We start from the raw sequence: 24,279 nt of genomic DNA, 5'->3' as shown, positions 1-24,279 counted from the left end.
GTGCGGTTACTCGTACCGGAGGGCGTCGATAGGCTGCATCTTCGCCGCCTTCGAGGCGGGGTACGCGCCGAAGAACACACCTGTCGCGAGCGAGAACAGCAGCGCGAAAATCACGGCGCTCAGCGGCGGCCACGTCAGGTCCAACACCGCGGAACTTGCGATCATGCCGATCGCGCCGCCGAGGATCACACCGATGATGCCGCCGATGAGGCAGACCAGCATCGCCTCGACGATGAACTGCACACGGATGTCGTTCTGCGTCGCACCCAGGGCCTTGCGCACACCGATCTCGCGGGTGCGCTCGGTGACCGTGATGAGCATGATGTTCATCACGCCGATGCCGCCGACGAGCAGCGAGATGCCGCCGATGGCGGACAGCACCGTGGACAGCGTGCGGAAGATCGTGGTTAGGCCTTCCAGGCTCGCGGAGATATCGAATACCTCAGCCTCGTAATCCTCGTTGCCCGCGTACTTGCGGTCCAGGTAGGACTGCAAATCGTTGCGGAAGACCTCCGGGTCTTCCTCGGGTGAGGAGCGGACGCTAAACGACGGTGTCCAGCTGGCGTCCAGCCCAACCCGGTCCGCGGCCGTGGCCGGAATGAAGATCTCCGCGGCTGCGGACTGCCCGAACGCGGGGTCCTTCTCCGCCCGCTCCAGCACACCGACGATGGTGAACACGCTGGTGGTGCCGTCCACGTCCACGTCGAAGCGGGAGCCGAGGGCGGCGGCAGAATCGCCGTCGAAAAGCGCCTCAACAAGCTCGGGCGAGACCACCGCGACGGGGCGGCGGCCGTCGAGCATGTCCTGCGTGATGCCGCGCCCGTACTGCACCTTCAGGCTGCGCAGGTCTAGCGAGCCGGTCAGCGCGGGGTTGATGCCGACGGAGACGGAATCGTCGCCGGTGCTGGCCTCGCCCTGGCCGGAGACGTCGATGTCCACGCCGCGGATCCGGTCGCCGAATGTGGAGGACAGGTCGTTGAGGTCGTCCAAGCTCATGCCGTCGCGCTCCTCCGACGGTGGGGCCATGCCGAAGCCCGCGAACGGGTCGTCGCTGCCCTCGCCCTCCTCGGGGCGCTCGTGGATCATGACCGGGTAGGTGGTGGTTCCGGCGTCTTCGAGGCCGCCCATGACGTCGTTTTCCAGGGCGCGGCCGAGCGTCATAATGATGATCACGGCCATGATGCCGATGATGATGCCCAACAGGGTCAGCAGCGAGCGCAGCTTGTTCGTGTTCAGGCTGGACATGGCCAGCCGCATGGATTCGCGGATGTTCATCTAGCTCGCCCCTCCCGGTTGACGCACGCCGGCGATGCGGCCGTCCATCATTTCCACCACGCGTCCGGTCTCTTCGGCGAGCTCCGGGTTGTGGGTAATGAACACGATGGCCTTGCCCAAGTCCTGGTTCAGCTCGTGGAACAGGTCCATCACCATGCGGCCAGTCTTGGAGTCCAGCGCGCCTGTGGGCTCGTCCGCGAGAAGCAGATCCGGGTCGTTGGCCAGGCTGCGCGCGATGGCCACGCGCTGCTTCTGGCCGCCGGAGAGCTCGTTCGGGTTGTGGTGCAGGCGGTCGCCCATGCCCATCCGGTCCAGCAGCTCGGCGGCGCGCTCGTCGCGCTCCTTGCGCTCCACACCGGCGTACATCATGGGCATGGCCACGTTCTGCAGCGCGTCCATGCGCCCGATCAGGTTGAAGTTCTGGAAGATGAAGCCGATGTTCTTGCTGCGGTAGGACGCGAGCTCTTTGTCTTCCTTGGCGTAGACCGGCTCGCCGTTGAAGGCGTAGGCACCCTTCGTGGGCCTATCCAGCATGCCGATCAGGTTCATCAACGTGGACTTGCCGCAGCCGGACGGGCCGACGATGGAGACGAACTCGCCCTGGTCGGCGTAGAAGTCCACCCCGTGCAGCACCGTCAGTTCGCTGGGTTCGCCCTCGTTGTAGGTTTTGACCACATTGCGCATGTCGATGAGCAGGCCGGAATCGGCCATGCCGCCGTGCTTGGAAGCCTCCGTCATCTACTGCTGCCCCTCGGCGGCACGACGGGTGCTGGTGACCGTCACCGTGGCCGTGGTGCGCTCTTTCTTCTCCCGCGCCTGACGCACCTGGTCCGGGTTGAAGTTCGGGTCCGTGATCTCCACGCTCTCGCCAAGGCGGCCCTGGTACTCATCCGGCCAGTTGATCACGATGTCGCCCGGCTTGAGCTCGCCGCCGGTGACTGCGACGTCCACGTCGTTGGAGGCGCCGGTCTTCACCTTGCGCTCCTCGACGGTGCCGGATGTGGCGTCGTCGCCGTCCGTGGCCAGCACGAGCACCTTCTGGTCGTTGTCCTCGCCGTAGACGGCGTCCAGCGGCACGTTCAGCGCGTCCTTCGCCTCGGCGGTGATGATCTCCGCTCGGGCGGAACCACCAAGCAGCAGGCCTTCCTTGTCGCCGGTGACCTCGATCTCCACCGGGAAGGTCACCTCGCTGGACTTGTTGTTGCCCTGCTGCGGCATGCCTTGCATCGGGTTCTGGTTGCCGCTGGCAACGGAATCGGACGCCGGCGCGATACGGGTGACGCGGCCCTTAAACGTCTTCTTGCCGGTGGCGGTGGTGGTGAACTCCACCCGGTCGCCCTCCTTGACGTTGGGGACGTCCGACTCGCGCACGTCGGTGCGGATGACCAAGCGGGAGTCATCCGCGATGGTGAGCAGCTTGCCCTGCGGGATGTCGCCCTCGCGCACGTCCACGCTGGTAACCAGGCCCGCCATCGGGGCGTAGATGGTGGATTCGCGCACCTGGTATTCCAGGGTGCCGTCACCGTCGCCGAGCTGTGCAGTCTCCGCCTGTCGCGTGGCGGAATCCAGCTGCGCCTGCAGCTGGTTGCCTTCCTGCGCCGCCGCGGACTGCGCCGCGGCCAGGCCCGCCTTCGCGTCCTGCAGCGCCGCGCTGGCTTCTTCGACGCTCATGCCCGCGCCCACGGCAGCGCCGCTACCAGCGCCACCACCAGCGTTTTCCCCCGTCAGCTGCGCCAGCTGCTCCGGGCTTAGCTGTCCAGGCTGGCCGGGCTGCTCCGGAGCCGGCGCGGCCGGCGCTGCCGGTGGCTGCGGCGCGGCCGGGGGCGCTGTCCTAATGCCCAGGTTCGAGGAAATGTCGCCGGCGGCACGCTCAACAGCCGCGATGCCGCGGTTGATCATGCGGGGTCCGCCGTTGGCGGCCACGGCTGCGTCGTACGCCGCCTGCGCCTGATTGACCTGCGCCTGGGCGGCGCGGATGGCCTCGTTGGTGCCGTTGTTCACGCTTTCCTGGTGGGCGTTGAGCGCCGCGCGCGCCTGATCCACCTGCGCCTGGGCGTCGGCCTGCGCGTTGGCCTGCTGCTTCTGCTGCACCTCCAGCTGGCGCTCCAGCTGCTCGGAGTTCATGGAGGCCAAGAACTGCTGCGGCTGCACGCGGTCGCCAGCCTTGACTGCCACCTTTTCCACCTCGGACTGCACCGGGGTGGAGATGTTCACGGAGCGGATCGGCTCGATCGTGCCGTTGACCACAACACTGTCGGACACGCCCTCGTTGGTGGCCACGGTGTAGTCGCCGGGGTTCAGGCCCGCGCCCTCAGCACTGTCGTCGCCGCCTCCGCCGAAACCGCAGGCGCCGAGGAAGAGCGCGGAGGTTGTCACCAACGCAAGCCCCGCGCGGGTAAGACGCTTGTGTCCGGTCGAGTTTTCGGTAGAGGAAGTCAAGAGCTCTCCTTGCCTAACGGTGCAAAACGGGCTTGCGTACAACTCCGCAAACTATACACCCCCCACGTGTCGCAGAAGGAGTGATGGAAAACGCTCCCCACACCGCGTCCGCTGGCAGCATTTCCACAGCAAGGACCGTGTCCGTGGCGTTAATCCGCTCCAGTTGCGTGCGCGGGGCAAACACTACTGCTCCGGCGATTGGGGAGGCGGTGGCGGACCGGAGGACGTCGATACGCATTTTGCCTATCGACGCCTCCGGGACCACCACCGGAGCCACCCCCGGAACCACCAGCGCACTCACTCGCGGGGCGGGCTCGAGTGCCGCGGCAGCATCGTCGGGGTCAAGCGGCCGGTCGAAGGTGACCAACGCGAAGGAGGCCTCATCGTGGTCGAGAGTTGCGGCGGCGCGCTGGACGTACTGCTGCGCGGTCTCCCCCTCCTCCGGGCCGAGCTGGTCTCCTTGCAGCACTGGCGGGGCGGGCGGGTTGGCCTCGCCGACGAGCCAGAACCCGGCCACGAGCGCGAGCACCAGGGCGAGTGCGCGCATCTAGCCGTTCCGCACTTTATCCAGCGCTGTGCGCAGATCCTCCGGGTACTCGGAGGCGACCTCCATGTACTCGCCGGTGCGCGGGTGGGTAAACCCCAGCTTGGTGGCGTGCAGCCACTGGCGCTTCAGGCCCAGCTCCTTGGCCAGGTTCGGGTCGGAGCCGTACATGGGGTCGCCCACGCAGGGATGCCCCACCGAGGACATGTGCACGCGGATCTGGTGTGTGCGCCCGGTTTCCAGGTGGATGTCCAAAAGACTCGCGCGGCGGAATGCCTCGATGACGCTGTAGTGGGTCACGCTCGGGCGGCCGTCCTGGGTGACGGCGAACTTCCAGCCTGCCGACGGATGGCGCGCAATCGGCGCGTCGATGGTGCCCTCGATCGGATCCGGCAGCCCCTGCACCAGCGCGTGGTAGGTCTTGTCCACCGTGCGCTCCTTGAAGGCGCGCTTGAGCACGGAGTAGGCGGGCACGCTCGCCGCCACGATCATGACGCCTGAGGTGCCCACGTCCAGACGCTGCACGATGCCCTGGCGCTCCGGGGGTCCCGCGTCCGGCAGGGTAAAGCCCATCGCCTGCAGCCCGCCGACCACGTCCGGGCCTTCCCAGCCCAGCGTCGGATGCGCTGCCACGCCCACTGGCTTGTCCACGGCGATCACGTCCGCGTCCTGGTACAGGATTTCCAGGCCCTCCACCAGCTCGGTCACTGGCTGCGGGGCGCGCTTCGGCTCGGGAAGGGTGACTTCCAGCATCGCGCCCGCGGTGACGCGGTCGGATTTTTGGGCGGCAGCTCCGTCGACAAGCACATCGCCCTCCGCCGCCATCTCGGAGGCGACGGAGCGGGAGACTCCGAAGAGCTTGGCGATCGCCGCGTCCACCCGCATGCCCTCAAGCCCCTCAGGCACGGGCAGGGCCCTGAACTCACCGCCCACGTTCGCCTCCCTTCATCTCCGCCGCGAGCGTGCCCAGGATGAACACGACAACGCCGACGGTGATCGACGCATCGGCCAAGTTGAACACCGCGAAGTTTCCTACGGAGATGTAGTCCACCACGTGGCCGAACCAGAATCCGGGGTCCCGAAACAAGCGGTCCGTGAGGTTGCCCAACGCGCCGCCCGCAACAAGTGCGAGCCCCAGCGCCTCCCACTTCGAGGTCATGCGCGGCCCGAACCACAGCGCACCCAGCACGAACGCCAGCTGGATCGCGGTGAACAACCAGGTGAGGTTCTCCCCCATGGAAAACGCCGCGCCGGAGTTGAACAGCAGGTAGAAGCGGAACCAGTCCCCGATCACCGGCTGCGGAACGCCGGGCTCCAGCCAGTTCAGCATCAGCTGCTTGACCAGCTGGTCCACCGCGGCAACCGCGAGCGTGACCGCAGCCACCAAGACGAGGTAGCGCGGGGTGCGTTGTGCTGTCGTGTCCTGCTTCATCGCCGAACCACTTTAGCCGGTCGCATGCGGGCTGCCTGTATTCCGCTGCGCGGGCCAGGTAGCTTTTGAAGAATGTTCCGCACCCTCCGCAGTATCACCGCCGCCGCCACGCTCACCCTCGCGCTCACCGCCTGCTCCTCAGCAGATGACGATCCGGTGGCCGGGGTGCCGGCATTTCCTATCGACGCTCCTTCGGTCACCCTGGTCAACCCCGGCGAGAACCCGGATGAGGTGCGTTACTCCCCTGACGCGGAGTGGGACACCGCGGTCGCCGTGTCCGCCGGCGTGGACCAGCACGTGGCAGCTCCGGGCGAGGACGCCGACGCACCCGCCGGTGGCGACGTGAACAAAACCACCCTGCCGCTGACCGTGACCGCCGGCGACGCCCCCGCCCCTTCCGACGGCGAAGAGGACGCCGATTCCCGCATCGACTTTGTGGTCGGTTCCGGCAAGCACTCCGACCTGGACATCGGCCAGGACGTGGCCGCCTCCGAGGGGTTCCGCATGAGTTGGCGCACCGACGACACCGGCCGCGTCTCCACCCTGAAACTGCTCGCGCCTACCGACGCCCCGCAGCGCGGCCTGCAGCACGTCGAGCCCACCCTGCTCGCCCTCATCAACAGCACCGTCGTCTTCCCCGACGAGCCGATCGGCCCCGGCGCGACGTGGACCGTGGAAAACCGCGTCGCAGGCGACGCCTCCATGACGCGCACCACCACCTACACGCTGGTCTCGCGCGACGGCGACGCGCTGACGCTGGACACGAAGGTTGAGGAACGCCCCCAGAACAACACCGTCACCGTAGACGGCCCCGGCGAACTCGAGGGTGAAAGCGTGCAGGTAGATTCCTCGCGCACAACTTCCGAGGGCCAGATCGTGGTGGACCTGTCTCACCCGCTGCCCGTTTCCGGACAGACCGCCTGGACCACTCGCCTGATCTACGGCGAAAACGACAAAGCGCGGGTGGTCCAGGACATCACCCGCGCTGTGCAGTACGGCGCTTAGAGGCCAGGCGCCTGCTCGGCCGGCGCGTCGGCCGGCGCCTGCTCGGCCGGGGCTTCGGCCGGCGCGTCGGCCGGCGCCTGCTCGGCCGGCGCCTCAGGGGCGGCGGGGGCGCCGCTGTTGCACATGTCGGGCACCTGCTCCGGCGGCAGCGTGTTGCTGACCAGGAAGCATGCCCAGCTCTTGGAGATCTTCCAGTTGCCTTCCTCGTTGATGAACTCCACGTCTTCCGCCAGCTGGGATTCGGCGTTCGGGCGGGTGAAGTTCACAGTGGCGAGCACGGAGTTGGCGGTGTAGCCCGGCAACACCGGGTTGACCACCTGGAAGTTCGCGCCGGATTCCTGCTGCGACTGCGTCATCAGGTCGAACAGCTCCGGCGTGGTCTCGCCGCCCTGCACGGTGTTCGCTCGCTCGGCGATCGGCAGGTTCGGGTCGGCAGCGCGCTGCAGCACAGCGTTGAGCTCTTCCGCCGTCGGCATTTCGGCCACCGGGGCGGCCTCGGAGGAGGCCGCCTGGGATGCGGCGGTAGTTTCAGTCGTGTCCGAATCCTCGGAGCAGGCCGTCAGGCTCAGCGCAAGCCCCGCGACAGCTGCGGCTGCGACAAGTTTCGGTGTTTTCACGTGTTCTCCTTGCGTAGCGTAAATCTCTCGCTTCACGTTACTGCACACCCGCAACTTTCTGGCACTCTGTGTGCATGAACGTGTTAGTCATCTCAACCGGCGGCACGATCGCCTCCACTGCAAACGCCCGCGGCGCGCTCGTGCCCACCCTCACTGGCGAGGAACTCGTCGCCCGCTGCGGCACCACGCGCCAAGTCCGCGCCATCGACGTCGCCAGCCTCGATTCCTCGTCCTTGGGCTTGGCTGAGATCGACATGTTGCGCGAAACCGTGCGCACTTCGCTTCTCGACGACTCCGCCTCCCTCGTCATCACCCACGGCACCGATTCCATGGCCGAAACCGCCCTCGCGCTGGACCTTGTCCACTCCGATTCCCGCCCCGTGGTGCTCACCGGCGCAATGCGCTCCGCCGACCATGCGCACCCCGACGGGCCCGCCAACCTGCGCGGCGCGATCGAGGTGGCCGCCACCCGGCGCGATACCGGCGTGCTCGTCCACTTTGCCGGCGAGACCCTCCCGGCGCGCGGATTGATGAAGACGCAAACCACCGCCGAGCACGCCTTCACCCTGACCAGCACTACGCCCCTGCCCCGCCCCATGGCGGTGCCTCCCGCGCCACTGGGCGAGTTGAACATCCCCATCATCCGCGCGTGGGCCGGCGCCGACGACGCTCTCATCCGCGCGCTCGGGCCTATCGACGGGCTCGTCCTCGAAGCCCTCGGTTCCGGCAATGTGTCGGCGTGCATGGGCGGAGCCGTCGCAAAGCTGCTGCGTCGCGGGGTCCCTGTGGTTGTCGCCACGTCGGTGCCCTACGGCGAGGTGTCGTTCGCGTACGGCGGGGCCGGCGGCGGCTCCACCCTCGGCGATCTTGGCGCGCTGCCCGCCGGCTACCTCAGCGCCGGCCAGGCCCGCATCGCGCTGGCCACCGCGCTGGCCAGCGGCGTGAACCCGAGCTCACTGTTGTGAGAACCAGTCCTCCCACGCCAGCGAATCCAACGGGTCGGCCTGTTCAAGCTTCGGGTCGTCCGCGCGCAGACTCTTGATCCTGCCCGGGCCCGTCGCCCGCGTTTCAAACCGCACCGTCACCCAGCCCTTGCCGGCGCCCTGGACCCAGCCATGGCCGTACTCCGGGTGGTAGACGTCCTGGGTCGCGCGCCACACCCCCTGCTCCGGAGCGGTCTCCTGGTGCACCTCCGTGTCGAACTGCGTCTCATGGTCGCTCACCCCGGTTTCATAGTCCGCCGACACCGGCGCCGGCTTCACAATCGCCTGGTCCAGCTCCGGAAACAGCACATCCTGCAGCGTGTCCTCCAGCCCCGAGTACGACACTCCCACCAACCGGATCGGGCCTACCTCGTCCGGGTAGCGCACGATCCGGAAGGCAGTGGCCAGCAGCGTCTCCGCGTCATCGGTGGCGTACGGCAGCGTCGCCGAACGCGACTCGATGCGGAAGTCCGCCATCCGCAGCTTCACCGTCACCGTTCGCGCCCCGCGACCGTCCTTGCGCAGCCGGCGGTGAGACTCCGCAGCCGCCCGCTCCAACGCCGCGTCCACCTCAGGCGGGGTGGTCAGATCCTGCGGGTAGGTGTGCTCCGAGGAGATCTGTTTCGACTCCGCCCTCGGCGCCACCGGCCGCTCGTCCACGCCCCGCGCCAACCACCACAGCTGCTTGCCCACCGCGCCGCCGATGGCGATGTCCAGCTCTTTCTCGCTGAGGTTGGCGAGGTCACCGATCGTTTCAATTCCGGCAGCGAGCAACTTCGACTCAGTCACCGGGCCCACACCCCACAACTCGCTGACCGGCATCGGGTGCAAAATCTCTAGCTGCCGATCGTGCGGGATGACAAACACCCCGTCCGGCTTTGCCCGGCCCGAACCGATCTTTGCGTATTGCTTTCCCGGACCGGCCCCGATCGAGCTGGGCAAGCCCGTCTCCTCCTTGATGGCTGCGCGCAGCTCGTTCGACCACTGTTCCACATCCTCCGGGCTCGCCCCGACCAAGTCCTCCGGCTCCATGAACGCCTCGTCGATGGACAGCTGCTCCACCACGTCCACGTGCCTGCCGATTACCTCGAACACCCGCCGCGACGCCGCCGTGTAGACCGGCCTGCGCGGCGCCACTAGCACCGCCTTCGACCCCACCAGGCGCGCCGCCCGGTGCGTCGACATCGCCGAGCGCGCCCCGTACTTGCGTGCCTCGTAGCTGGCGCCTGCGACCACGCCGCGGCCCGTTACTCCCGCCACCAGCACTGGGCGTCCTTTGAGCGTCGGCCGGGTCAGCTGCTCGCAGGAGGCGTAGAACGCATCCATGTCGATGTGCAACACCCAGCGGTTCATGTCCACCACTGTGCACCACCGGGACCGCCTAGTTCCAATCTCCTCACCCGGCGAACGAATCTCCGGTGACGTACTCCATCCGCCTCGGCTGCTTTCGATTACGCGAGACGAACCGGGCACCGTTTTTGAACGTGAAGAACAAATCGCTCCCCTGGCGCTCGATGGTGATCACTCCGTGGCTCACCTGGGAGTGGCAGCTCGAGCACAGCGGGATCAGGTTGTCCAAATCGGTCATGCCTCCGTGCTCCCACTCCTTTATGTGGTGCATCTCTATGAAGCGCCTATGCGAACATCCAGGCATGGCGCACTGATACCCCCAGATCGCGAGCAGTGCCTGCACCTGGCCGTCTGTAGCGAACCTCCGCGAACGTCCGACGCGGATAGTCAGTCCCGTGTCATCCAGCAAGTGCAAACGCACCATCGCATTAGCGAGGTAGCTGCGCACGTCCTCAGAAGGTGCCGAGCGGTTCTCCGGCATCCAACACTGCCCGCTCTGACTCACCATGAGGTTGACCTGCACACCGGGGCTGCGAAGCGGACTCTTCGGGTTGGCGCGGACCATGTCGATCATCGACAACAAAGCCCCGTACACGTCCTGTTTTTCTGGAGGCCCGTAACGCGACACCGAACGCACGATGTCATCCATGGTGATCTTCGTGCGCTTACGCGGAGCGCGGTCTTGCTCTGACGGGACGGCGTCTTCGGCGGCAGCTGCATCGTCGATAAGCTTCTGCACCTTCTCCGGATCCTGCAGATCATCCGGGTCCACATCCTCCAGACCGAAACTGGCCAACTGCGCCACCTTCAGCGCAGTCAGGAGCTTTTGGCCTGCAACCGCGGGAAGCCTCGCCTCGAAGGCGAGCATGCCGTCGTCGCACTCGCGGGCGCGAGCGAAAGGTTCAATCGGGTCCTCCTCTTTGGGCCTTGCCCCGGCGAGTACGATCTGGAGATCAGCAAACGACATGCTCAGTGCTAGTTTGACGTGCTGTTCCTCGTTGTGCTCGTCCAAATACGGGAGAAGGAAGCGAACAGTCGAATACGGCATCACCCCTGATTCGAATGCGTCGTACAAACGCCTGAACTTCCTCAGCCCCCGTGCCACGCGCACATACTCGAACGCAGTGGCCTGCGGGAGGTTGAGCTCGCTGCGCAGCCACGTTGCCGTCGACTTCTCCCCGTACTGCTCCGCGAGCTCTTGTTCGTCGAACTGTCCCACCGCATCGAGCATTAGCGCCCGGTGGTGATTCGCCGACAACTGATTGCATTTGATCTGGTCCTCGAGCACCTCTGCCGACAGGCCACCCGTTTGACCTTCCGTCCGTTCGTCCACCGCAATTGTCATGGTTAATCCCCTCGCTCATGAACATTGACACCTTTATAGAACGCTCATGTGTTCGAGTCAAGGGCTCTGCGGAAAATGTCCACTGAAGTGGACAACGCATGTGCCTTAACTGATTTGGAATGTCGAACATAGGAGCCTTTAACTATGCAGCTGCATAGTGAACGCCCCGCCCCGCATACCCCGTGAGACTATGCCGCTGCATAGCCGACGCCACTCTCCAAGCGCCCCACCTGAACACCCCAAAAGACTATGCCGCTGCATAGTGGGTACCACCCCACAGTTGGTTAGAAAAACTATGCCGCTGCATAGCCGACGCCACTCTCCAAGCGCCCCACCTGAACACCCCAAAAGACTATGCCGCTGCATAGTGGACAACCTCCCCCGAGCACCCCGCGAGACTATGCCGTCGCATAGTGGGCGCCTCCCCAATATCGGCTAGAAAAACTATGCCGCTGCATAGTGGGTACCACCCCACAGTTGGTTAGAAAGACTATGCCACTGCATAGTGCCCAAAAACGATGGCCTATCCGCCCACCCCAGCTCAGCAGGCAAAAGGGCCCCACCCTGCACGAGTGAGGCCCCAGGTTCCCCAGTAGAACCTAGCCGTTCTTGCGAACGGTGGCGGTGACGCCGTCGACGATGTCGTGGCCCTCGACGGGCTCGGTGACCACGTCGAAGGACGTCGCCAGGGTCTCGGCGGCGATGTGGTCCGCGTGGGTGCGGGCCCACGCTTCCTTCTCAGCCGGCACGGCCAGCACCACGGCGATGCGGTCGGAGACCTCGAAGCCCTCGTGCTTGCGGGCGTCCTGCAGGCCGCGGATCACGTCTGCGGCCCAGCCCTCGGCCTCGAGTTCCTCGGTGACCTCGGTGTCCAGGACGACTAGGCCGACGGTGCCGTCGGCGTCGACACGCGCGGTGCTCTCCGGGTTCTCCGCCACCAGTCGCTCGGTGTAAAGCTCCGGGGTGAGTACGATGTCGCCGTCGACCACCACGTCGTCGCCTCGGCGCTCGTAGTTGCCGGCCTTGACGTTCTTGATGGCGCGCTGCACGTCCTTGCCCAGCGACGGGCCAGCCACCTTCGCGTTGACCACGACTTCGAAGGATCCGGCGGAGTCAACGTCGTCAGTCAAAACGACGTCCTTCACGTTCACCTCGTCGCGGATGGTGGAGCGGAACGGCTCAAGCTTGGCGGAATCCGGCAGCGCGACGGTGAGCCTCGGCAGCGGCAGGCGGTTGCGCAGCTTGTTCGCCTTTCGCACTGACGACGCCGCAGAGCAGACCGCGCGGGTCGCATCCATGGCGGCGACCAGGTCAGCGTCGGCCGGCAGCTCGGTCGCCTGCGGGTAATCCGTCAGGTGCACCGAACGGCCGCCGGTAAGCCCGCGCCAGATCACCTCGGAGACGTACGGAAGTAGCGGCGCCACCGCGCGGGAGACGACCTCGAGCACCGTGTAGAGGGTGTTGAACGCCTCCGGGTGCGCCTCCTGGCCCTCCCAAAAACGGTCGCGGGAGCGGCGCACGTACCAGTTGGTCAACGTGTCGGCGTAACGGCGCACCTCGTCGCAGGCGTCGGCGATGCGCGTGTCGTCCAGCGCCTCCCCCACTGCTGCGACCAGGTCGTGCGTCTTGGCTAGGATGTAGCGGTCGAGCACGTTATCCGAGTCCACGGACCACTGCGCGTCCTCCGAGGAGTACAGCTGCAGGAACGTGTAGGCATTCCAGATCGGCAGCAGCGCATGGCGCACTCCCTCGCGGATGCCTTGCTCGGTGACGATCAGGTTACCGCCGCGCAGGATCGGCGAGGACATGAGGAACCAGCGCATGGCGTCGGAGCCGTCGCGGTCGAATACCTCCATGACATCCGGGTAGTTGCCCTTCGACTTGGACATCTTCAGACCATCGGAGCCCAGCACGATGCCGTGGGCGACAACCTTCTTGAACGCGACGCGGTCGAAAAGCGCGGTGGACATGACGTGCTGGAGGTAGAACCAGCCGCGCGTCTGGCCGGAGTACTCCACGATGAAGTCGGCCGGCTGGCGGGTCTCAAACTCTTCGCGGTTCTCAAACGGGTAGTGGTACTGCGCGAACGGCATGGAGCCGGACTCGAACCAGCAGTCCAGCACGTCCGGCACGCGGCGCATCATGGACTTGCCGGTCGGGTCGTCCGGGTTCGGTCGCACCAGCTCGTCGATGTGCGGGCGGTGCAGGGACTTCGGACGAGTGCCGAAGTCGCGCTCCAGCTCATCCAGGGAACCGTAGACGTCCACGCGCGGGTACTCCGGGTTGTCGGAGACCCACGCCGGCACCGGCGAGCCCCAGTAGCGGGTGCGGGAGATGTTCCAGTCGCGCGCGCCCTCGAGCCACTTGCCAAACTGGCCGTCGCGGATGTGCGACGGGATCCACTCGATCTCCTGGTTCAGCTCCACCATCCGGTCGCGGAACTCGGTGACCTTCACAAACCACGCCGGCAGCGCCATGTAGATCAGCGGCTCGCCGGAGCGCCAGGAGTGCGGGTAGGAGTGCACGATGGTCTGGTCGCGCACGACGCGGCCCTTGGCGCGCAGGTCGCGGATGATGTCGCGGTTGGCGTCGAAGACGAGCTTGCCCTCATACTCCGGCACGAGCGAGGTGAACTTGCCGTCGGCGTCGACGGGGATGACCAGGTCGATGCCGTATTCCTGGCAGGTGAGCATGTCGTCCTCACCGAAGGCGGGCGCCTGGTGGACCACACCGGTGCCGTCCTCGGTGGTCACGTAGTCCGCGTTGAGGATCATGAACGCGTTGTCGTGGTCGCGGAAGTAGTCGAAGACCGGCTCGTATTCCAGGCCTTCCAGCTGCGCGCCGGCGTAGGTGGCCACGACCTCGTACTCGCCGAGCTCCTTCGCGTAGGCGCCGAGCAGATTCGTCGCCAAGAGCAATTGCTTATCGACGAAACCTTCGGCCCCGTCCGCACCGACCTTAACCAACGAGTACTCCACCTCGGGGTGGACCGCGAGGGCCAAGTTGGACGGCAAGGTCCACGGGGTCGTGGTCCAGGCGATAGCGGAGGCGTCGTGAAGATCAGGGTGCTCGGCCCAGGTCTTCTCCGCCGCGTAGCCTGCGCGCCCGCCTGTAAACGGCAGGGTGACGGTAACGGTGGGGTCCTGGCGGTCGCGGTAGGAGTCGTCCAGGCGGGTCTCCTGGTTGGACAGCGGGGTGTGCTCGGCCCAGGAGTACGGCAGGACGCGGAAGCCCTGGTAGATCAGGCCCTTGTCGTAGAGCTCCTTGAACGCCCACATGACGGACTCCATGTACTCCGGGTCCATGGTCTTGTAGCCGTTTTCGAAGTCCACCCAGCGGGCCTGGCGGGTGACGTAGTCCTCCCACTCGCCCGCGTAGTGCATGACGGACTTGGCGCAGTACTCGTTGAACTTTTCCAGGCCCATGTCCTCGATCTGGGCTTTGTCGGTGATGCCGAGCTGCTTTTCCGCCTCCAGCTCCGCGGGCAGGCCGTGGCAGTCCCAGCCGAACACGCGCGGGACGTGGTAGCCGGACATGGTGCGGAAACGCGGCACGATGTCCTTGACGTAGCCGGTGAGCAGGTGGCCGTAGTGCGGCATGCCGTTGGCGAATGGAGGGCCGTCGTTGAACACGTACTCCTCGCAGCCCTCACGCTGCTCAAGGGAGGCCTTGAACGTGCCGTCCGTGTTCCAGTAGTCCAGGACGACGCGCTCCATCTCCGGGAAGCGGTCGCTGCCGCCGGTCATGTCCACTTTAGGGTAGACGTTGCCAACCATGACATCACTCCTTCAGCCGTGCAGGGACGCATTGCTGCGCGGTACCACCCTGCTTGGGGCAAATGCCCCCACTTCGTTGCGGTGAAGGAAGTTACGTCTTCCGTGTGTGACGTCCGGGTCTAGTAAGCCAAAGCCGTTCTTCCGGAAACGCTCCCCGGTGATGGCCGGATCATTGCGTGTTACGAGTAACGCCCAGCATCCTACAGGGATGCTGGGCGTTTGTGAAGAGTCAGGTACTACTTCTCGTTCGGCGCGGTGTTGGTGCGCGACTCGAGCTCTTCCAGCTGGGACTCCAGCAGCGTCTTCAGACGCGTGCGGTACTCGCGCTCGAAGGTGCGCAGCTCCGCAATGCGGTTCTCCAGTGCGGTCTGCTGCTGCTTCACCGTGTTCATGATCTCGGTGTGCTTGCGCTCGGCGTCTGCCTTGAGCTTGTTCGCCTGCTCCTCCGCCTGGCGGATCTGCGCCTCAGCGCGGGAGTTGGCCTCGTTGGTGGTCTCCTCGGCCTTCTTCTGCGCGTCGGCGACCATCTGCTTGGAGCGGGTCTCTGCGTCCTGCAGCTGGGTGCGGGAGCGGGTCTGCGCGTCCTCGAGCTGCTTCTTGGACTTGGACTCGGCATCGGCGATCTCGCGCTCTGCCGCGGCACGGGCGTCGGCGAGCATGGAGGACGCCTCCGCCTGCGCGTCGTTGGTCAGGCGGTCTGCCATCTCCTGCGCCAGGCCGAGCACCTTGGCTGCCTGCACGTGGGTGTCAGCGGAAACGTCGCTGCGGGCCGGCTGGGACGCGGCAGCGGCCGGAGCGGTTGCCTGCTTCGGAGCCTTCGCGGCCTCCTCAGCCTGCTTGCGGGCCTTTGCGGCCTCGTCCTTGGCAGAGCGGGCCTCAGCCTCAGCCTTCTCCTGCGCCTGCTTCGCGGAGCGCAGCTGCGCCTCGAAGTCGGCGCGGACCTTCTGCTCCACCTCGCGGCGGATAGCGGCCTCGTCGACCTTCTCGGAGTCCTCGGAACGCTTCACCGGGGCTGCAGCCACAGCGCCCTGGCCGCCCTCCTCCAGGCGGGAACGCAACTCGTCGTTCTCATCCTGCAGCTGTGCAAGCGTGTCCTCCACGAGGTCGAGGAACTGATCCACCTCGTCCTCGTTGTAGCCTCGCTTGCCAATCGGCGGCTTGCTGAAAGCGACATTGTGCACGTCTGCTGGTGTCAGCGGCATTTGCGTTCCCTTCGATAATCGTGTGAGTACTCGCTCGCGCGAAGCATTATCTGCTGAATTGTAACGGTTTCGTTCGACGAGTGTAGCCCAGCCTAGCCGTAAAGCCGGGCTAAAGCTCAAGTAAAGCTATCGCAACGCCGGATTAATCAGCACGGCACCGATGAGCATCTGGATGAGCATGAGGATGAAAAACAGGACAATGACACTCACGTCCAGGCCCACACCACTTCCGCCGAGCCTCAGGGGCGGAATGAGTTTGCGCAGCGCATTCACCGGCGGATCATTCATCCGGAAGATAGGTTCGGCCACCATGATGAACCAGTGCGGCGGGTCGAACTGCTTGGAAAACGCTTGCACCATCTCAATGATGATGCGCACGATAACCAGCAGCGAGTACAGACCCACCAGGGCGTAGATGATTGCTCCAAAAAGTGCCACGGCGAATCACCCTACCGGCTAGCGCAAGCCGGCAGCACGCTTCAGGTCGTCCTTCTCCAGCTTCGCGTTCTCCGGAACGATGGCAAACAGGCGCTTGCGCGTGTCGACGCCACGGGACAGGTTGTGCATGCTGCCACGCAGCGCGAAGCACAGGCCGGCGGCGAAATCGACGATGCGCTTCGCGTCGGCGGTGTCCAGGTCGGTCAAGTCCATGACCACAGCGTCGCCGTCGCGGAACGGCTCGCCGATCTCCTTGGCGTCGTTGTAGTTGCGCGGCGCCGCGGTGACGATGTGCGTCGTGGAGCGGTAGCTGGGGCGGACGGTTTCACGGCCGTAGTCGCGCGCGGCGGGGCGGTCCATGCGCGAGGGGCGCTCCACACGGTCTGCGCGGTCTGCGCGGTCGTAGGCGGTGGAACCGGCGGCGTTTGAGCTGTACTGCGGGTCGTCGTAGTAGGCGTCGTCCTCGGCGTTATCCACGGGGCCGAGGCCGAAAAAATCTTTAGCACTGTCGAAGAAGGACATGCGGGCGGCTCCTTTTATGGGGTGATTCGCGGTGGATTTCAGAGTACGGGCCGGGGCCCGAGGAGGGCTGTTCCGACACGCACGATATCGGATCCGCACTCGATCGCGTCGACGAAATCACCGCTCATACCTGCGGAAAGTCTCAAGTTGCGCTTGAGTTTCGCGGCGTAGTCGTCCGTCAACGAGCGCGCCTGGGCGAACACCTCGCGGGGCTGCGAATCCAACGGCGGCACAACCATGAATCCGGCCATTTCGAGGTGCTCGGATTCCTCCACCGCTGCCACGATCGCGGGAACGTCGTCGAGGTGTGCGCCGCCGCGGGCAGTGTCGCCGTCGTAAGACAGCTGCACCATGCACGGCAGGGTCTCGCCTGTGCGGTCGCCGCGCTCGAGCGCCAGCGCCATGCCGCGGTCCAGCCCGTGGGCCAGCTTCAGCGAGTCCAGCGAGTGCACCTCCGAGGCCCAGCGCGCCACCGAGTTTGCCTTCTTGGACTGGATCTGGCCGATCATGGCGATGCCGCAGCGCTCCTCAAGCGCCGCCGCCTTGTCGCGGGCCTCCTGTTCCCGGTTCTCCCCCACCAGCACAACGCCGAGCGATGCCAGCTCGATGATGCGCTCCACCGGGTGGAACTTCGTCACCGGCAAAAGTGCCACGCTGCCTTCTTCACGGCCGGCGGCGCGCTCCGCGTCGCGGATCTGTTGGCGGACAGTGTCGAGGTTTCGTGCGAGATCAGACATTTGGCATCCAAATTACGCCAGCCTGGCGCCCGGTCACACCTTCGCGGCGGTGGGAAAAGAAGTCCTTGTCGGTGATGGTGTCGCGCGGGTCCGCGTCGATGTGGGTCACCCCCAGGCTCATCAGCTGGCGCACCAGCCCGGCGCGCACGTCGATGCCGGGGGTGCCCTTCTTTGTGCGGGTGCGGGAGCCGGGCAAATGCTTCTCGACGTCTAAAGCCATCCCCTCCGGGACCTCATACGACTCCCCGGCCGCGGCAGGCCCCAGCAGCACCTGGATGCGCGACGGCTCAGCGCCGAGGCCCACCATCGCCTCGACGGTGTTTTTCACGATCCCGTTGCGCGCGCCCATCCGCCCGGCGTGCGCCGCGCCGATGACGCCGGCGGTGTGGTCCGACAGCAGCACCGGGGTGCAATCAGCCACGAGTACGCACAGGGCCAGGTTCTTTTCTCTGGTGACGATGGCGTCGGTGGCTTCCACGGGGGTGGCCGAAGGTCCGTCGATAAGCGTGACTGTGTTGGTGTGCAGCTGCTCCATCCACACGAAGCGCTCCTCGGGCAGGCCAAGTATTTGCGCGAGCCGGGCGCGGTTCGCGGCGACATCGGCGGCGTCGTCGCCGACGTGGGTGCCCAGGTTGAACGAATCGTAGGGGGCAGCAGAAACCCCGCCCGCACGGGAGGTGAACACCATGCGGACGGGGCGGGAGGAAAGATCTGGCATGCCTGCCAGCTTATCTAGCGCATGAAGTCCGGCACATCGACGTCATCGAAGCCGCCGTCGAAACCGCCGTCGCGGGGCTCGCGGGGCTCGCGCTCACGCTCGGTGAACAGGCCGCTACGGGTGGACGGCTCGTAGCGGTGGCGCGGCTGGTACTCCTCCTTGGCTGGCTCGGCCTCCACGACCTTGGTGGAGGTCTGCTCCGGCTGCGCCTGCGGCGCTTCCTGCTCAGCGGGCTCGGCCGGGCGGGCGTTGGCCTTCTCGTCGAAGCCGGTGGCGATGATGGTCACGCGGACCTCGTCGCCCAGGTTGTCGTCGATGATCGTGCCGAAGATGATGTTGGCGTCCTCGTCGGCCTTCTCCTCGACGATGGAGGCCGCGTTGTTGACCTCCATCAGGCCCAGGTCGGAGCCGCCAGCGACGGAGATGAGCACGCCCTTGGCGCCCTCCATGGTGGTCTCCAGCAGCGGGGAGTTGATGGCCTGCTCGGTTGCCGCCATCACGCGGTTGTCGCCGCGGGCGGAGCCGACGCCCATCAGGGCGGAGCCGGCGTCGGCCATGACGGAGCGCACGTCCGCGAAGTCGACGTTGATCATGCCCGGGATGGTGATCAGGTTGGTGATGCCCTGGACACCGTTGTAGAGCACCTCATCCGCCGCGCGGAAGGCCTCCATCATCGAAAGCTCCGCGTCGCCCAGCTGCAGCAGGCGGTCGTTCGGGATGACGATGACGGTGTCGCAGACTTCCTTGAGGTTCTCAATGCCCTCGAGCGCCTGGCGGGTGCGGCGCTTGCCCTCGAAGGTGAACGGGCGGGTGACCACGCCGATGGTCAGCGCGCCCATCTTCTTGGCGATGCCGGCGACCACCGGGGCGGCGCCGGTGCCGGTGCCGCCTCCCTCGCCGGCGGTGACGAAGACCATGTCGGAGCCCTTCAGGGACTCCTCGATCTCCTGCTTGTGGTCCTCGGCCGAGGTGCGGCCAACCTCGGGGTTGGCGCCGGCGCCGAGGCCGCGGGTGGCCTCGCGTCCGATGTCGAGCTTCGTGTCGGCATCAGTGAACAGCAGTGCCTGGGAGTCAGTGTTTATCGCGACAAACTCGACGCCCTTGAGGCCTTCCTCGATCATCCGGTTGACGGCGTTGACGCCGCCGCCGCCGACACCGACGACGCGGATCATGGCGAGGTAATTGGCGGGAGAGGTCATGATGGTGGTCTCGCCTTTCACAAGTTGGTTTTTGGAGTTGCTACCCATCTTGTGTGAAAGCGCGCGGTTTTTTGTTTTCTGGATCGGCGTGTCACAACCCTAAACCTGTACTTTAGGGTTGTGACCTGCGGTTTTAGCGCGAAGTGACCAGTTCCGGGTTGGAAATGTTGAATGTTTTTCCGTCCAGCTGCAGCACCGTCTCAAGCGCGAGCGCCTTGTTGTGGTTGTCCTCGGACGCACCCCACGTGACAGTCCTGTCGCCGTCGAGCTTGAGCACGAAACTGTGGTCCCCGTCGCTGGTGAGCTCGCGGACCTGCGGGCGGGCCGGGTCCGTGATCGCGGAGGCGACCTCCACCGCCTTCGGCAGCTGCGCTTCGCTGATGCCGACGAGCTGCACCGCCCCCAGCGGCGGCTGGGCGACCACGAAATCCTTGCCCTCGCTGTTGATCAGGTGCGGCTCGCCGCCCTGGTCGATCCAGGCCACCGGGGTGTGCTCCACCACCGTGACATCCACCGCGTTGGGCCAGTTGCGCTTCACCGTCACCGAGTCCACCCACGGGTTGCCGGCCACGTTTTGGGCCGCCCCGCGCACGTCGACACGCCCCATCGGGGTGCCCGGCTGCACGCCGGACAACCCCTCGATTTCTTCCGCTGGCAGGTTCACTGCACCTTCAACGTTGACGCTGTCTACCGGCATAGCCGGGGTGAACGGCAGCGCCGCCACAACCGCGAGCACAAGGGCTACGCAGCCGGCAACGATGGCGATCGCGCGGCGGGACATCTTTACGCCTCCTGCAGGGCGGCGAGGATCTCGTCCGCCAGCATGGTCACGCTGCCCGCGCCCATAGTGAGCACGAGGTCGCCCGGCTTCGCCACCGACGCCACGGTCGCAGGCGCCGCGGAGAAGTCCGGCTCCACACGTACCGGCGCGGTCATCTTTTCGGCGATGATCCGGGAGGTCACGCCTTCCACCGGCGTTTCCCGGGCGCCGTAGATGTCCAGCAGCACGCATTCGTCGCTAAGCGAAAGCGCTTCGGCGAACTCGCCGGCGAACTCCTGGGTGCGCGAGTACAGGTGCGGCTGGAAGCAGACGACGACGCGGGCGCCGTTGCCCTCGGCGGCGACCTTGTCGCGCGCGGCGGTGAGCACGGCGGCGACCTCCGTCGGGTGGTGGGCGTAGTCGTCGTAGACGCGGGTGCCGCCCACCTCTCCCTTGAACTCGAAGCGGCGGCGCACGCCGGTGAACTCGCTGAGCCCCTGGGCGAGCTTCGCCGGGGCGGCGCCCACGAGCACGCCGGACAGCAGCGCGGCCGCCGAGTTGAGCACCATGTGGCGGCCCGGGATCGCCAGCGTGTACATCACGTCGCCGGAGATCCGGTCGGTGCGCAGCTGCGCCTCCACCACGGTGCGCTCGCCCTCCTGGCGCTCGCCGGTGATCACCGCGGCCGCCGGGATCTTCGGGTGCCGGGCGGCGGCCTCGGCGGTGCCGTAGCCGGAGACGGTCAAGCCGCGCTCGAGAGCGCGCTCGCCGCAGGCGGCGGCGTTGTCGTCGTCGAGGCAGACCACCACGTGCTTGGCAAGGTCCGCGAAGTCGTCGAAGACCTGGAAGTACTTCTCGCGGGTGCCGTAGAAATCCAGGTGGTCCGGCTCGATGTTGGTGATGACTGCGACGTCCGGGGAGTAGCGCAGAAGCGAAGCGTCGGACTCGTCGGCCTCCGCCACGAACACGTCGCCGTGGCCGTGGTGGGCGTTGGTGCCGGCGCGGTTGAGCTGGCCGCCGATGGCGAACGAGGGGTCCTCCCCCGCCGCCTGCAGCGCCACCACCGCCATTGAGGTCGTGGACGTCTTGCCGTGCGTGCCCGCGAGTAGCAGCTGGGTCGAGCCCTCCATCAGCTCGGCGAGCAGGTCGGAGCGGCGCAGCAGCGGGATGCCCTCGTGCTTGGCGCGCACCAGCTCCGGGTTGTCCTGCGGAATGGCGGCGAAGCTGGTCACCACGGCGGTGGGCAGCTCACCGGACAGCTCCAGGTTGGCCTCGTCGTGGCCGAGTGCGACCTTGGCACCCTTGGCCTTCAGCGCGCGCACGGGGCGAGAATCCTTGGCGTCGGAGCCGGTCACAGTCGCGCCGCGGTCCAGCAGGATGTGCGCCACGCCGGACATGCCGGCCCCGCCGATGCCGATGAGGTGGACGCGGGAGAGATCTGTCATTTTGTGTCCTTTCCAGCAGCCGCGGCAATCCGCGCGGCCAAGTCCTCGGCGACGCTGCCCGCGCCCGAATCCTCGAGTGCTGCGCGCATTGTCGCGCGGGCGGCGGGTTCTTTCAGGGGCAGCAGCTTGTCGACGAGTACGTCGCCGCTCAGCGCCGCATCGTCGATACGCAGGGCAGCCCCCGCGTCGACGAGGTGGGCGGAATTGAGTCCCTGCTCGCCGTTGCCGTGCGGCAGCGGGATGTAGATGGCGGGGATGCCGGCGGCGGAGTTCTCCGCGACCGTCATCGCGCCGGAGCGGCACACCACCACGTCGGCGACGGCGTAGGCGGCCTCCATGTCGTCGATGTACGGCACGGCCGTGTAGTGGTCGTGCGCTGCCGGCGCGTCGTTCTTGCGGCCGTAGGCGTGCAGGATCTGGTACCCCGCGCCGGTAAGCCGTTCCACCGCGTCGGCCAACGCCGCGTTGATGCTCACCGCGCCCTGCGAGCCGCCGGTGACCAGGATGGTCGGCCGGTCTTCCTGCAGGTTCCACATGCGCAGGCCCCGCTCGCGCTTCGCGCCGTCCGGGTCTACGCCCACGCCGGGGCGCACCGGCACGCCGACGACTTCGCCGTCCATGCCGGAGTTGGGCACCGCGTTCAACCCGGTGCCGCCGAGTTTCACGCCCAGCTTGTTGGCCATGCCGGCCAGGGCGTTGGTCTCCAGCACGAAAAACGGCAGACCAAGCTCCTTCGCGGCCAGGTACGCCGGGCCGGAGACGTAGCCGCCGGTGCCGAAGACGGCGGAAGCGCCGCAGCGCTTCATCGACTGCTTTGCCTGGCGCACGCTGCGCGCCAGCTTGAACGGCACGGCCGCGAGCTTCCACGGCTTCTTGCGCGGGATCGGCACGGGGTCGATCAGGGAAAGCTCGAAGCCGCGGGCGGGCACGATGGTGGTTTCCAGGCCCCGTTCAGTACCGAGGGCGACCACGGTGACCCCGTAGGCGTCGCGAAGCACCTCCGCGACTGCGAGTGCGGGCTCGATGTGGCCCGCGGTGCCGCCGCCTGCGATGACGACGCTGAAGTTTTCGGTAGTCATAGCTCTCCTAACGGCGCGGCGTCCGGCGGTGCGGCTGCCCATGGTAGGCCGCGGCGACCGGCTGGGTCACCGGCGTGCCGTAGCGCTCGCGGCGCGGCGCGGCGGACGGCACCGGGCGGCGCTGCTTGAGCGCGCGGGGCTCGCCGATGAAGAACATGCGGTCGAACAGGGGGCGGCCGTAGTTCTGCATGGAAGAAATCGCGTCCGGCTCGTGGCGCGCCACCGAGGCCAGCACACCCATCGCGCCGAGGGTGAACACGGCCGAGGAGCCGCCGGCGGACAGCATGGGCAGCTGGATGCCGGTCACCGGCAGAAGGCCCACCACGTAGGCCATGTTGATGAAAGCCTGGGAGACCACCGTGGCGGTCAGGGACGCAGCCATGAGCGTCTGGTACTGCGTCTGCGCGCGCAGCGCGGTGCGCATGCCGAAGAAGCCCAGCAGCGCGAACAGGGTGATGACCAGCGCGCCGCCCCACAGACCGAGCTCCTCGCCGATGACGGCGAAGATGAAGTCGTTGCGCGCCTCCGGCAGGTAGAACCACTTCGCGCGGGACTGGCCCAGGCCAACACCGAAGATATGGCCGTCCGCCAGTGAGAGGAAGCCCTGGTGGGACTGGAACGCGATGCCCTGCGTATCATCGAAGTGGCCGCGCAACGCGTCGAAGTAGACGTGGAAGCGGTCAGAGCGGAAGCTGCCGGAGAGGAAGATCACCACCAGGGCCACCAGGCCCGAGGCCACGACGACGCCCACGGCCTTCAGGGACACGCCGGCAAAGAGCAGGATGAACGCCACCACGACGGCGAGCGACAGCGCCATGCCCATGTCTCCCTGCATGGCGATCAGCCCGACGCAGATGATGGAAACGGTGAGGAACGCGGCAAACCCGTTGTTCGGGGTGCTCAGGCGGCGCGGGTCCTTGTTGGCCAGGATCTTCGCGCCCCACATGGCGATGGCCACGCGGGCGAACTCGGAGGGCTGCAGGCGAAGCGGGCCGGCCACCAGCCAGGACTGCGAGCCCACCTCTGCGCGGCCAGTGCCCAGCGGCGTGAGCACGGCGATCAGCAGCAGGACCGCAATGATCATCAGCCAGTTGCTCAGGCCCCGCAGCCGCTCCGGCGGGGTCTTCAGCGCCGCCCAGAACGCGATGAGGCCGAGCACGACCATCACGAACTGGCGCGCCGCCAGCGACCACACGCTCGCGCTCGCGGCGAACGAGGTCGCCATTGACGAGCTCATCACCATGACCACGCCGAGTCCGGCGAGGAAGAGCACGATGCTGCGGATCATGGTGTAGTCGATAAGCGGCCGGGAATCGAGCGCATCCCGGATGCGCCTGACGCCTGCGCTGAGCTTCGATGGGGCGTCCGGCCGTGGTGCGCGTTGCCGGGGTGCGCGTTGAACCGTCATGCTGC

22 protein-coding genes are annotated in these 24,279 nt (G+C 66.6%); 2 read left to right on the top strand and 20 right to left on the bottom strand.

Features of this window, described 5'->3' with window-relative positions:
• Positions 1-6: 6 nt before the first annotated feature.
• From O5O53_RS06855 to lspA, 6 genes are read right to left on the bottom strand one after another with little or no spacing between them, the layout of a single operon-like run.
• Positions 7-1,275, bottom strand: coding sequence for an ABC transporter permease (locus O5O53_RS06855; protein ID WP_269510307.1), 1,269 nt, complete (start codon positions 1,273-1,275; stop codon positions 7-9).
• On the bottom strand, positions 1,276-2,013 hold the full coding sequence (locus tag O5O53_RS06850) for an ABC transporter ATP-binding protein (RefSeq protein ID WP_437177849.1): 738 nt from the start codon (positions 2,011-2,013) through the stop codon (positions 1,276-1,278).
• Positions 2,014-3,714, bottom strand: a complete 1,701-nt coding sequence (locus tag O5O53_RS06845; protein WP_269510304.1) for an RND family efflux transporter — start codon at positions 3,712-3,714, stop codon at positions 2,014-2,016. It abuts the gene before it with no gap.
• 13 nt (positions 3,715-3,727) lie between these two features.
• On the bottom strand, positions 3,728-4,261 hold the full coding sequence (locus O5O53_RS06840; protein WP_181888717.1) for a hypothetical protein: 534 nt from the start codon (positions 4,259-4,261) through the stop codon (positions 3,728-3,730).
• Positions 4,262-5,143, bottom strand: a complete 882-nt coding sequence (locus tag O5O53_RS06835; protein ID WP_302471038.1) for an RluA family pseudouridine synthase — start codon at positions 5,141-5,143, stop codon at positions 4,262-4,264.
• 37 nt (positions 5,144-5,180) lie between these two features.
• Positions 5,181-5,690: a signal peptidase II gene (lspA, locus tag O5O53_RS06830; RefSeq protein ID WP_181888718.1), complete on the bottom strand. Its 510-nt coding sequence runs from the start codon at positions 5,688-5,690 to the stop codon at positions 5,181-5,183.
• Between the two features lie 72 nt (positions 5,691-5,762).
• On the opposite strand from lspA, the gene O5O53_RS06825 reads away from it, so the two are divergent.
• Positions 5,763-6,695, top strand: coding sequence for a DUF6263 family protein (locus tag O5O53_RS06825; protein ID WP_269510298.1), 933 nt, complete (start codon positions 5,763-5,765; stop codon positions 6,693-6,695).
• Here the strand turns inward: O5O53_RS06825 and O5O53_RS06820 are convergent.
• Positions 6,692-7,312 carry a WKL family lipoprotein gene (locus tag O5O53_RS06820; protein ID WP_269510295.1) on the bottom strand — a complete coding sequence of 207 codons (621 nt, stop codon included), beginning with the start codon at positions 7,310-7,312 and terminating at the stop codon, positions 6,692-6,694. The two genes, O5O53_RS06825 and O5O53_RS06820, sit on opposite strands and share 4 nt — an antisense overlap.
• A 74-nt stretch (positions 7,313-7,386) precedes the next feature.
• Here O5O53_RS06820 and O5O53_RS06815 point away from each other — a divergent pair, with 74 nt between their 5' ends.
• Positions 7,387-8,277, top strand: a complete 891-nt coding sequence (locus O5O53_RS06815; protein WP_269510292.1) for an asparaginase — start codon at positions 7,387-7,389, stop codon at positions 8,275-8,277.
• On the opposite strand, the gene O5O53_RS06810 is transcribed toward O5O53_RS06815, so the two are convergent.
• The 13 genes from O5O53_RS06810 to O5O53_RS06750 form a co-directional block, all read right to left on the bottom strand.
• A complete protein-coding gene (locus tag O5O53_RS06810; protein ID WP_269510289.1) occupies positions 8,266-9,648 on the bottom strand; it encodes a DNA polymerase IV in 1,383 nt (460 codons plus the stop codon). The two genes, O5O53_RS06815 and O5O53_RS06810, sit on opposite strands and share 12 nt — an antisense overlap.
• Positions 9,649-9,691: 43 nt before the next feature.
• The gene (locus tag O5O53_RS06805) at positions 9,692-10,990 is read right to left on the bottom strand and encodes an HNH endonuclease signature motif containing protein (RefSeq protein WP_269510287.1); all 1,299 of its coding nucleotides are present in this window, start codon (positions 10,988-10,990) and stop codon (positions 9,692-9,694) included.
• A 599-nt stretch (positions 10,991-11,589) separates the two neighbouring features.
• The gene (gene ileS / locus O5O53_RS06800; RefSeq protein WP_269510286.1) at positions 11,590-14,766 is read right to left on the bottom strand and encodes an isoleucine--tRNA ligase; all 3,177 of its coding nucleotides are present in this window, start codon (positions 14,764-14,766) and stop codon (positions 11,590-11,592) included.
• Positions 14,767-15,002: 236 nt separating this feature from the next.
• A complete protein-coding gene (locus O5O53_RS06795) occupies positions 15,003-15,968 on the bottom strand; it encodes a DivIVA domain-containing protein (RefSeq protein WP_269510285.1) in 966 nt (321 codons plus the stop codon).
• Positions 15,969-16,094: 126 nt separating this feature from the next.
• The gene (locus tag O5O53_RS06790; protein ID WP_269510283.1) at positions 16,095-16,406 is read right to left on the bottom strand and encodes a YggT family protein; all 312 of its coding nucleotides are present in this window, start codon (positions 16,404-16,406) and stop codon (positions 16,095-16,097) included.
• Positions 16,407-16,424: 18 nt separating this feature from the next.
• Entirely contained in the window at positions 16,425-16,928 is a 504-nt protein-coding gene (locus O5O53_RS06785; protein WP_269510280.1) for a cell division protein SepF, read from the bottom strand.
• Positions 16,929-16,966: 38 nt separating this feature from the next.
• The gene (locus O5O53_RS06780; RefSeq protein WP_269510278.1) at positions 16,967-17,665 is read right to left on the bottom strand and encodes a YggS family pyridoxal phosphate-dependent enzyme; all 699 of its coding nucleotides are present in this window, start codon (positions 17,663-17,665) and stop codon (positions 16,967-16,969) included.
• The gene (pgeF, locus tag O5O53_RS06775) at positions 17,658-18,383 is read right to left on the bottom strand and encodes a peptidoglycan editing factor PgeF (protein WP_181888729.1); all 726 of its coding nucleotides are present in this window, start codon (positions 18,381-18,383) and stop codon (positions 17,658-17,660) included. Before pgeF ends, O5O53_RS06780 begins: the two co-directional genes overlap by 8 nt.
• Before the next feature lie 14 nt (positions 18,384-18,397).
• Positions 18,398-19,582: a cell division protein FtsZ gene (gene ftsZ / locus O5O53_RS06770; RefSeq protein WP_269510274.1), complete on the bottom strand. Its 1,185-nt coding sequence runs from the start codon at positions 19,580-19,582 to the stop codon at positions 18,398-18,400.
• 133 nt (positions 19,583-19,715) lie between these two features.
• A complete protein-coding gene (locus tag O5O53_RS06765) occupies positions 19,716-20,363 on the bottom strand; it encodes a cell division protein FtsQ/DivIB (RefSeq protein WP_269510271.1) in 648 nt (215 codons plus the stop codon).
• A gap of 2 nt (positions 20,364-20,365) precedes the next feature.
• Positions 20,366-21,787, bottom strand: coding sequence for a UDP-N-acetylmuramate--L-alanine ligase (gene murC / locus O5O53_RS06760; protein ID WP_269510268.1), 1,422 nt, complete (start codon positions 21,785-21,787; stop codon positions 20,366-20,368).
• A complete protein-coding gene (gene murG / locus O5O53_RS06755; RefSeq protein WP_269510265.1) occupies positions 21,784-22,866 on the bottom strand; it encodes an undecaprenyldiphospho-muramoylpentapeptide beta-N-acetylglucosaminyltransferase in 1,083 nt (360 codons plus the stop codon). The genes murC and murG overlap by 4 nt, the downstream gene beginning before the upstream one ends.
• Positions 22,867-22,873: 7 nt before the next feature.
• Positions 22,874-24,274, bottom strand: coding sequence for an FtsW/RodA/SpoVE family cell cycle protein (locus O5O53_RS06750; RefSeq protein ID WP_269510262.1), 1,401 nt, complete (start codon positions 24,272-24,274; stop codon positions 22,874-22,876).
• Between the last annotated feature and the right edge of the window lie 5 nt (positions 24,275-24,279).

The sequence above is a fragment of the Corynebacterium faecium genome (genome assembly GCF_027257105.1).
Lineage (GTDB): Bacteria > Actinomycetota > Actinomycetes > Mycobacteriales > Mycobacteriaceae > Corynebacterium > Corynebacterium lehmanniae.
This window is presented reverse-complemented; position numbering and strand designations above follow the sequence as displayed.

Excerpts from the sequence above, each read along its gene's own strand:
- lspA (WP_181888718.1), bottom strand. The coding sequence starts at position 5,690 with ATGAAGCAGGACACGACAGCACAACGCACCCCGCGCTACCTCGTCTTG.
- murG (WP_269510265.1), bottom strand. The coding sequence starts at position 22,866 with ATGACTACCGAAAACTTCAGCGTCGTCATCGCAGGCGGCGGCACCGCG.
- O5O53_RS06785 (WP_269510280.1), bottom strand. The coding sequence starts at position 16,928 with ATGTCCTTCTTCGACAGTGCTAAAGATTTTTTCGGCCTCGGCCCCGTG.
- ftsZ (WP_269510274.1), bottom strand. The coding sequence starts at position 19,582 with ATGACCTCTCCCGCCAATTACCTCGCCATGATCCGCGTCGTCGGTGTC.
- O5O53_RS06850 (WP_437177849.1), bottom strand. The coding sequence starts at position 2,013 with ATGACGGAGGCTTCCAAGCACGGCGGCATGGCCGATTCCGGCCTGCTC.
- O5O53_RS06765 (WP_269510271.1), bottom strand. The coding sequence starts at position 20,363 with ATGTCCCGCCGCGCGATCGCCATCGTTGCCGGCTGCGTAGCCCTTGTG.
- O5O53_RS06780 (WP_269510278.1), bottom strand. The coding sequence starts at position 17,665 with ATGTCTGATCTCGCACGAAACCTCGACACTGTCCGCCAACAGATCCGC.
- pgeF (WP_181888729.1), bottom strand. The coding sequence starts at position 18,383 with ATGCCAGATCTTTCCTCCCGCCCCGTCCGCATGGTGTTCACCTCCCGT.
- O5O53_RS06840 (WP_181888717.1), bottom strand. The coding sequence starts at position 4,261 with ATGCGCGCACTCGCCCTGGTGCTCGCGCTCGTGGCCGGGTTCTGGCTC.
- O5O53_RS06825 (WP_269510298.1), top strand. The coding sequence starts at position 5,763 with ATGTTCCGCACCCTCCGCAGTATCACCGCCGCCGCCACGCTCACCCTC.
- O5O53_RS06810 (WP_269510289.1), bottom strand. The coding sequence starts at position 9,648 with ATGAACCGCTGGGTGTTGCACATCGACATGGATGCGTTCTACGCCTCC.
- O5O53_RS06855 (WP_269510307.1), bottom strand. The coding sequence starts at position 1,275 with ATGAACATCCGCGAATCCATGCGGCTGGCCATGTCCAGCCTGAACACG.
- O5O53_RS06805 (WP_269510287.1), bottom strand. The coding sequence starts at position 10,990 with ATGACAATTGCGGTGGACGAACGGACGGAAGGTCAAACGGGTGGCCTG.
- O5O53_RS06750 (WP_269510262.1), bottom strand. The coding sequence starts at position 24,274 with ATGACGGTTCAACGCGCACCCCGGCAACGCGCACCACGGCCGGACGCC.
- murC (WP_269510268.1), bottom strand. The coding sequence starts at position 21,787 with ATGACAGATCTCTCCCGCGTCCACCTCATCGGCATCGGCGGGGCCGGC.
- O5O53_RS06795 (WP_269510285.1), bottom strand. The coding sequence starts at position 15,968 with ATGCCGCTGACACCAGCAGACGTGCACAATGTCGCTTTCAGCAAGCCG.
- ileS (WP_269510286.1), bottom strand. The coding sequence starts at position 14,766 with ATGGTTGGCAACGTCTACCCTAAAGTGGACATGACCGGCGGCAGCGAC.
- O5O53_RS06835 (WP_302471038.1), bottom strand. The coding sequence starts at position 5,143 with ATGCGGGTGGACGCGGCGATCGCCAAGCTCTTCGGAGTCTCCCGCTCC.
- O5O53_RS06815 (WP_269510292.1), top strand. The coding sequence starts at position 7,387 with ATGAACGTGTTAGTCATCTCAACCGGCGGCACGATCGCCTCCACTGCA.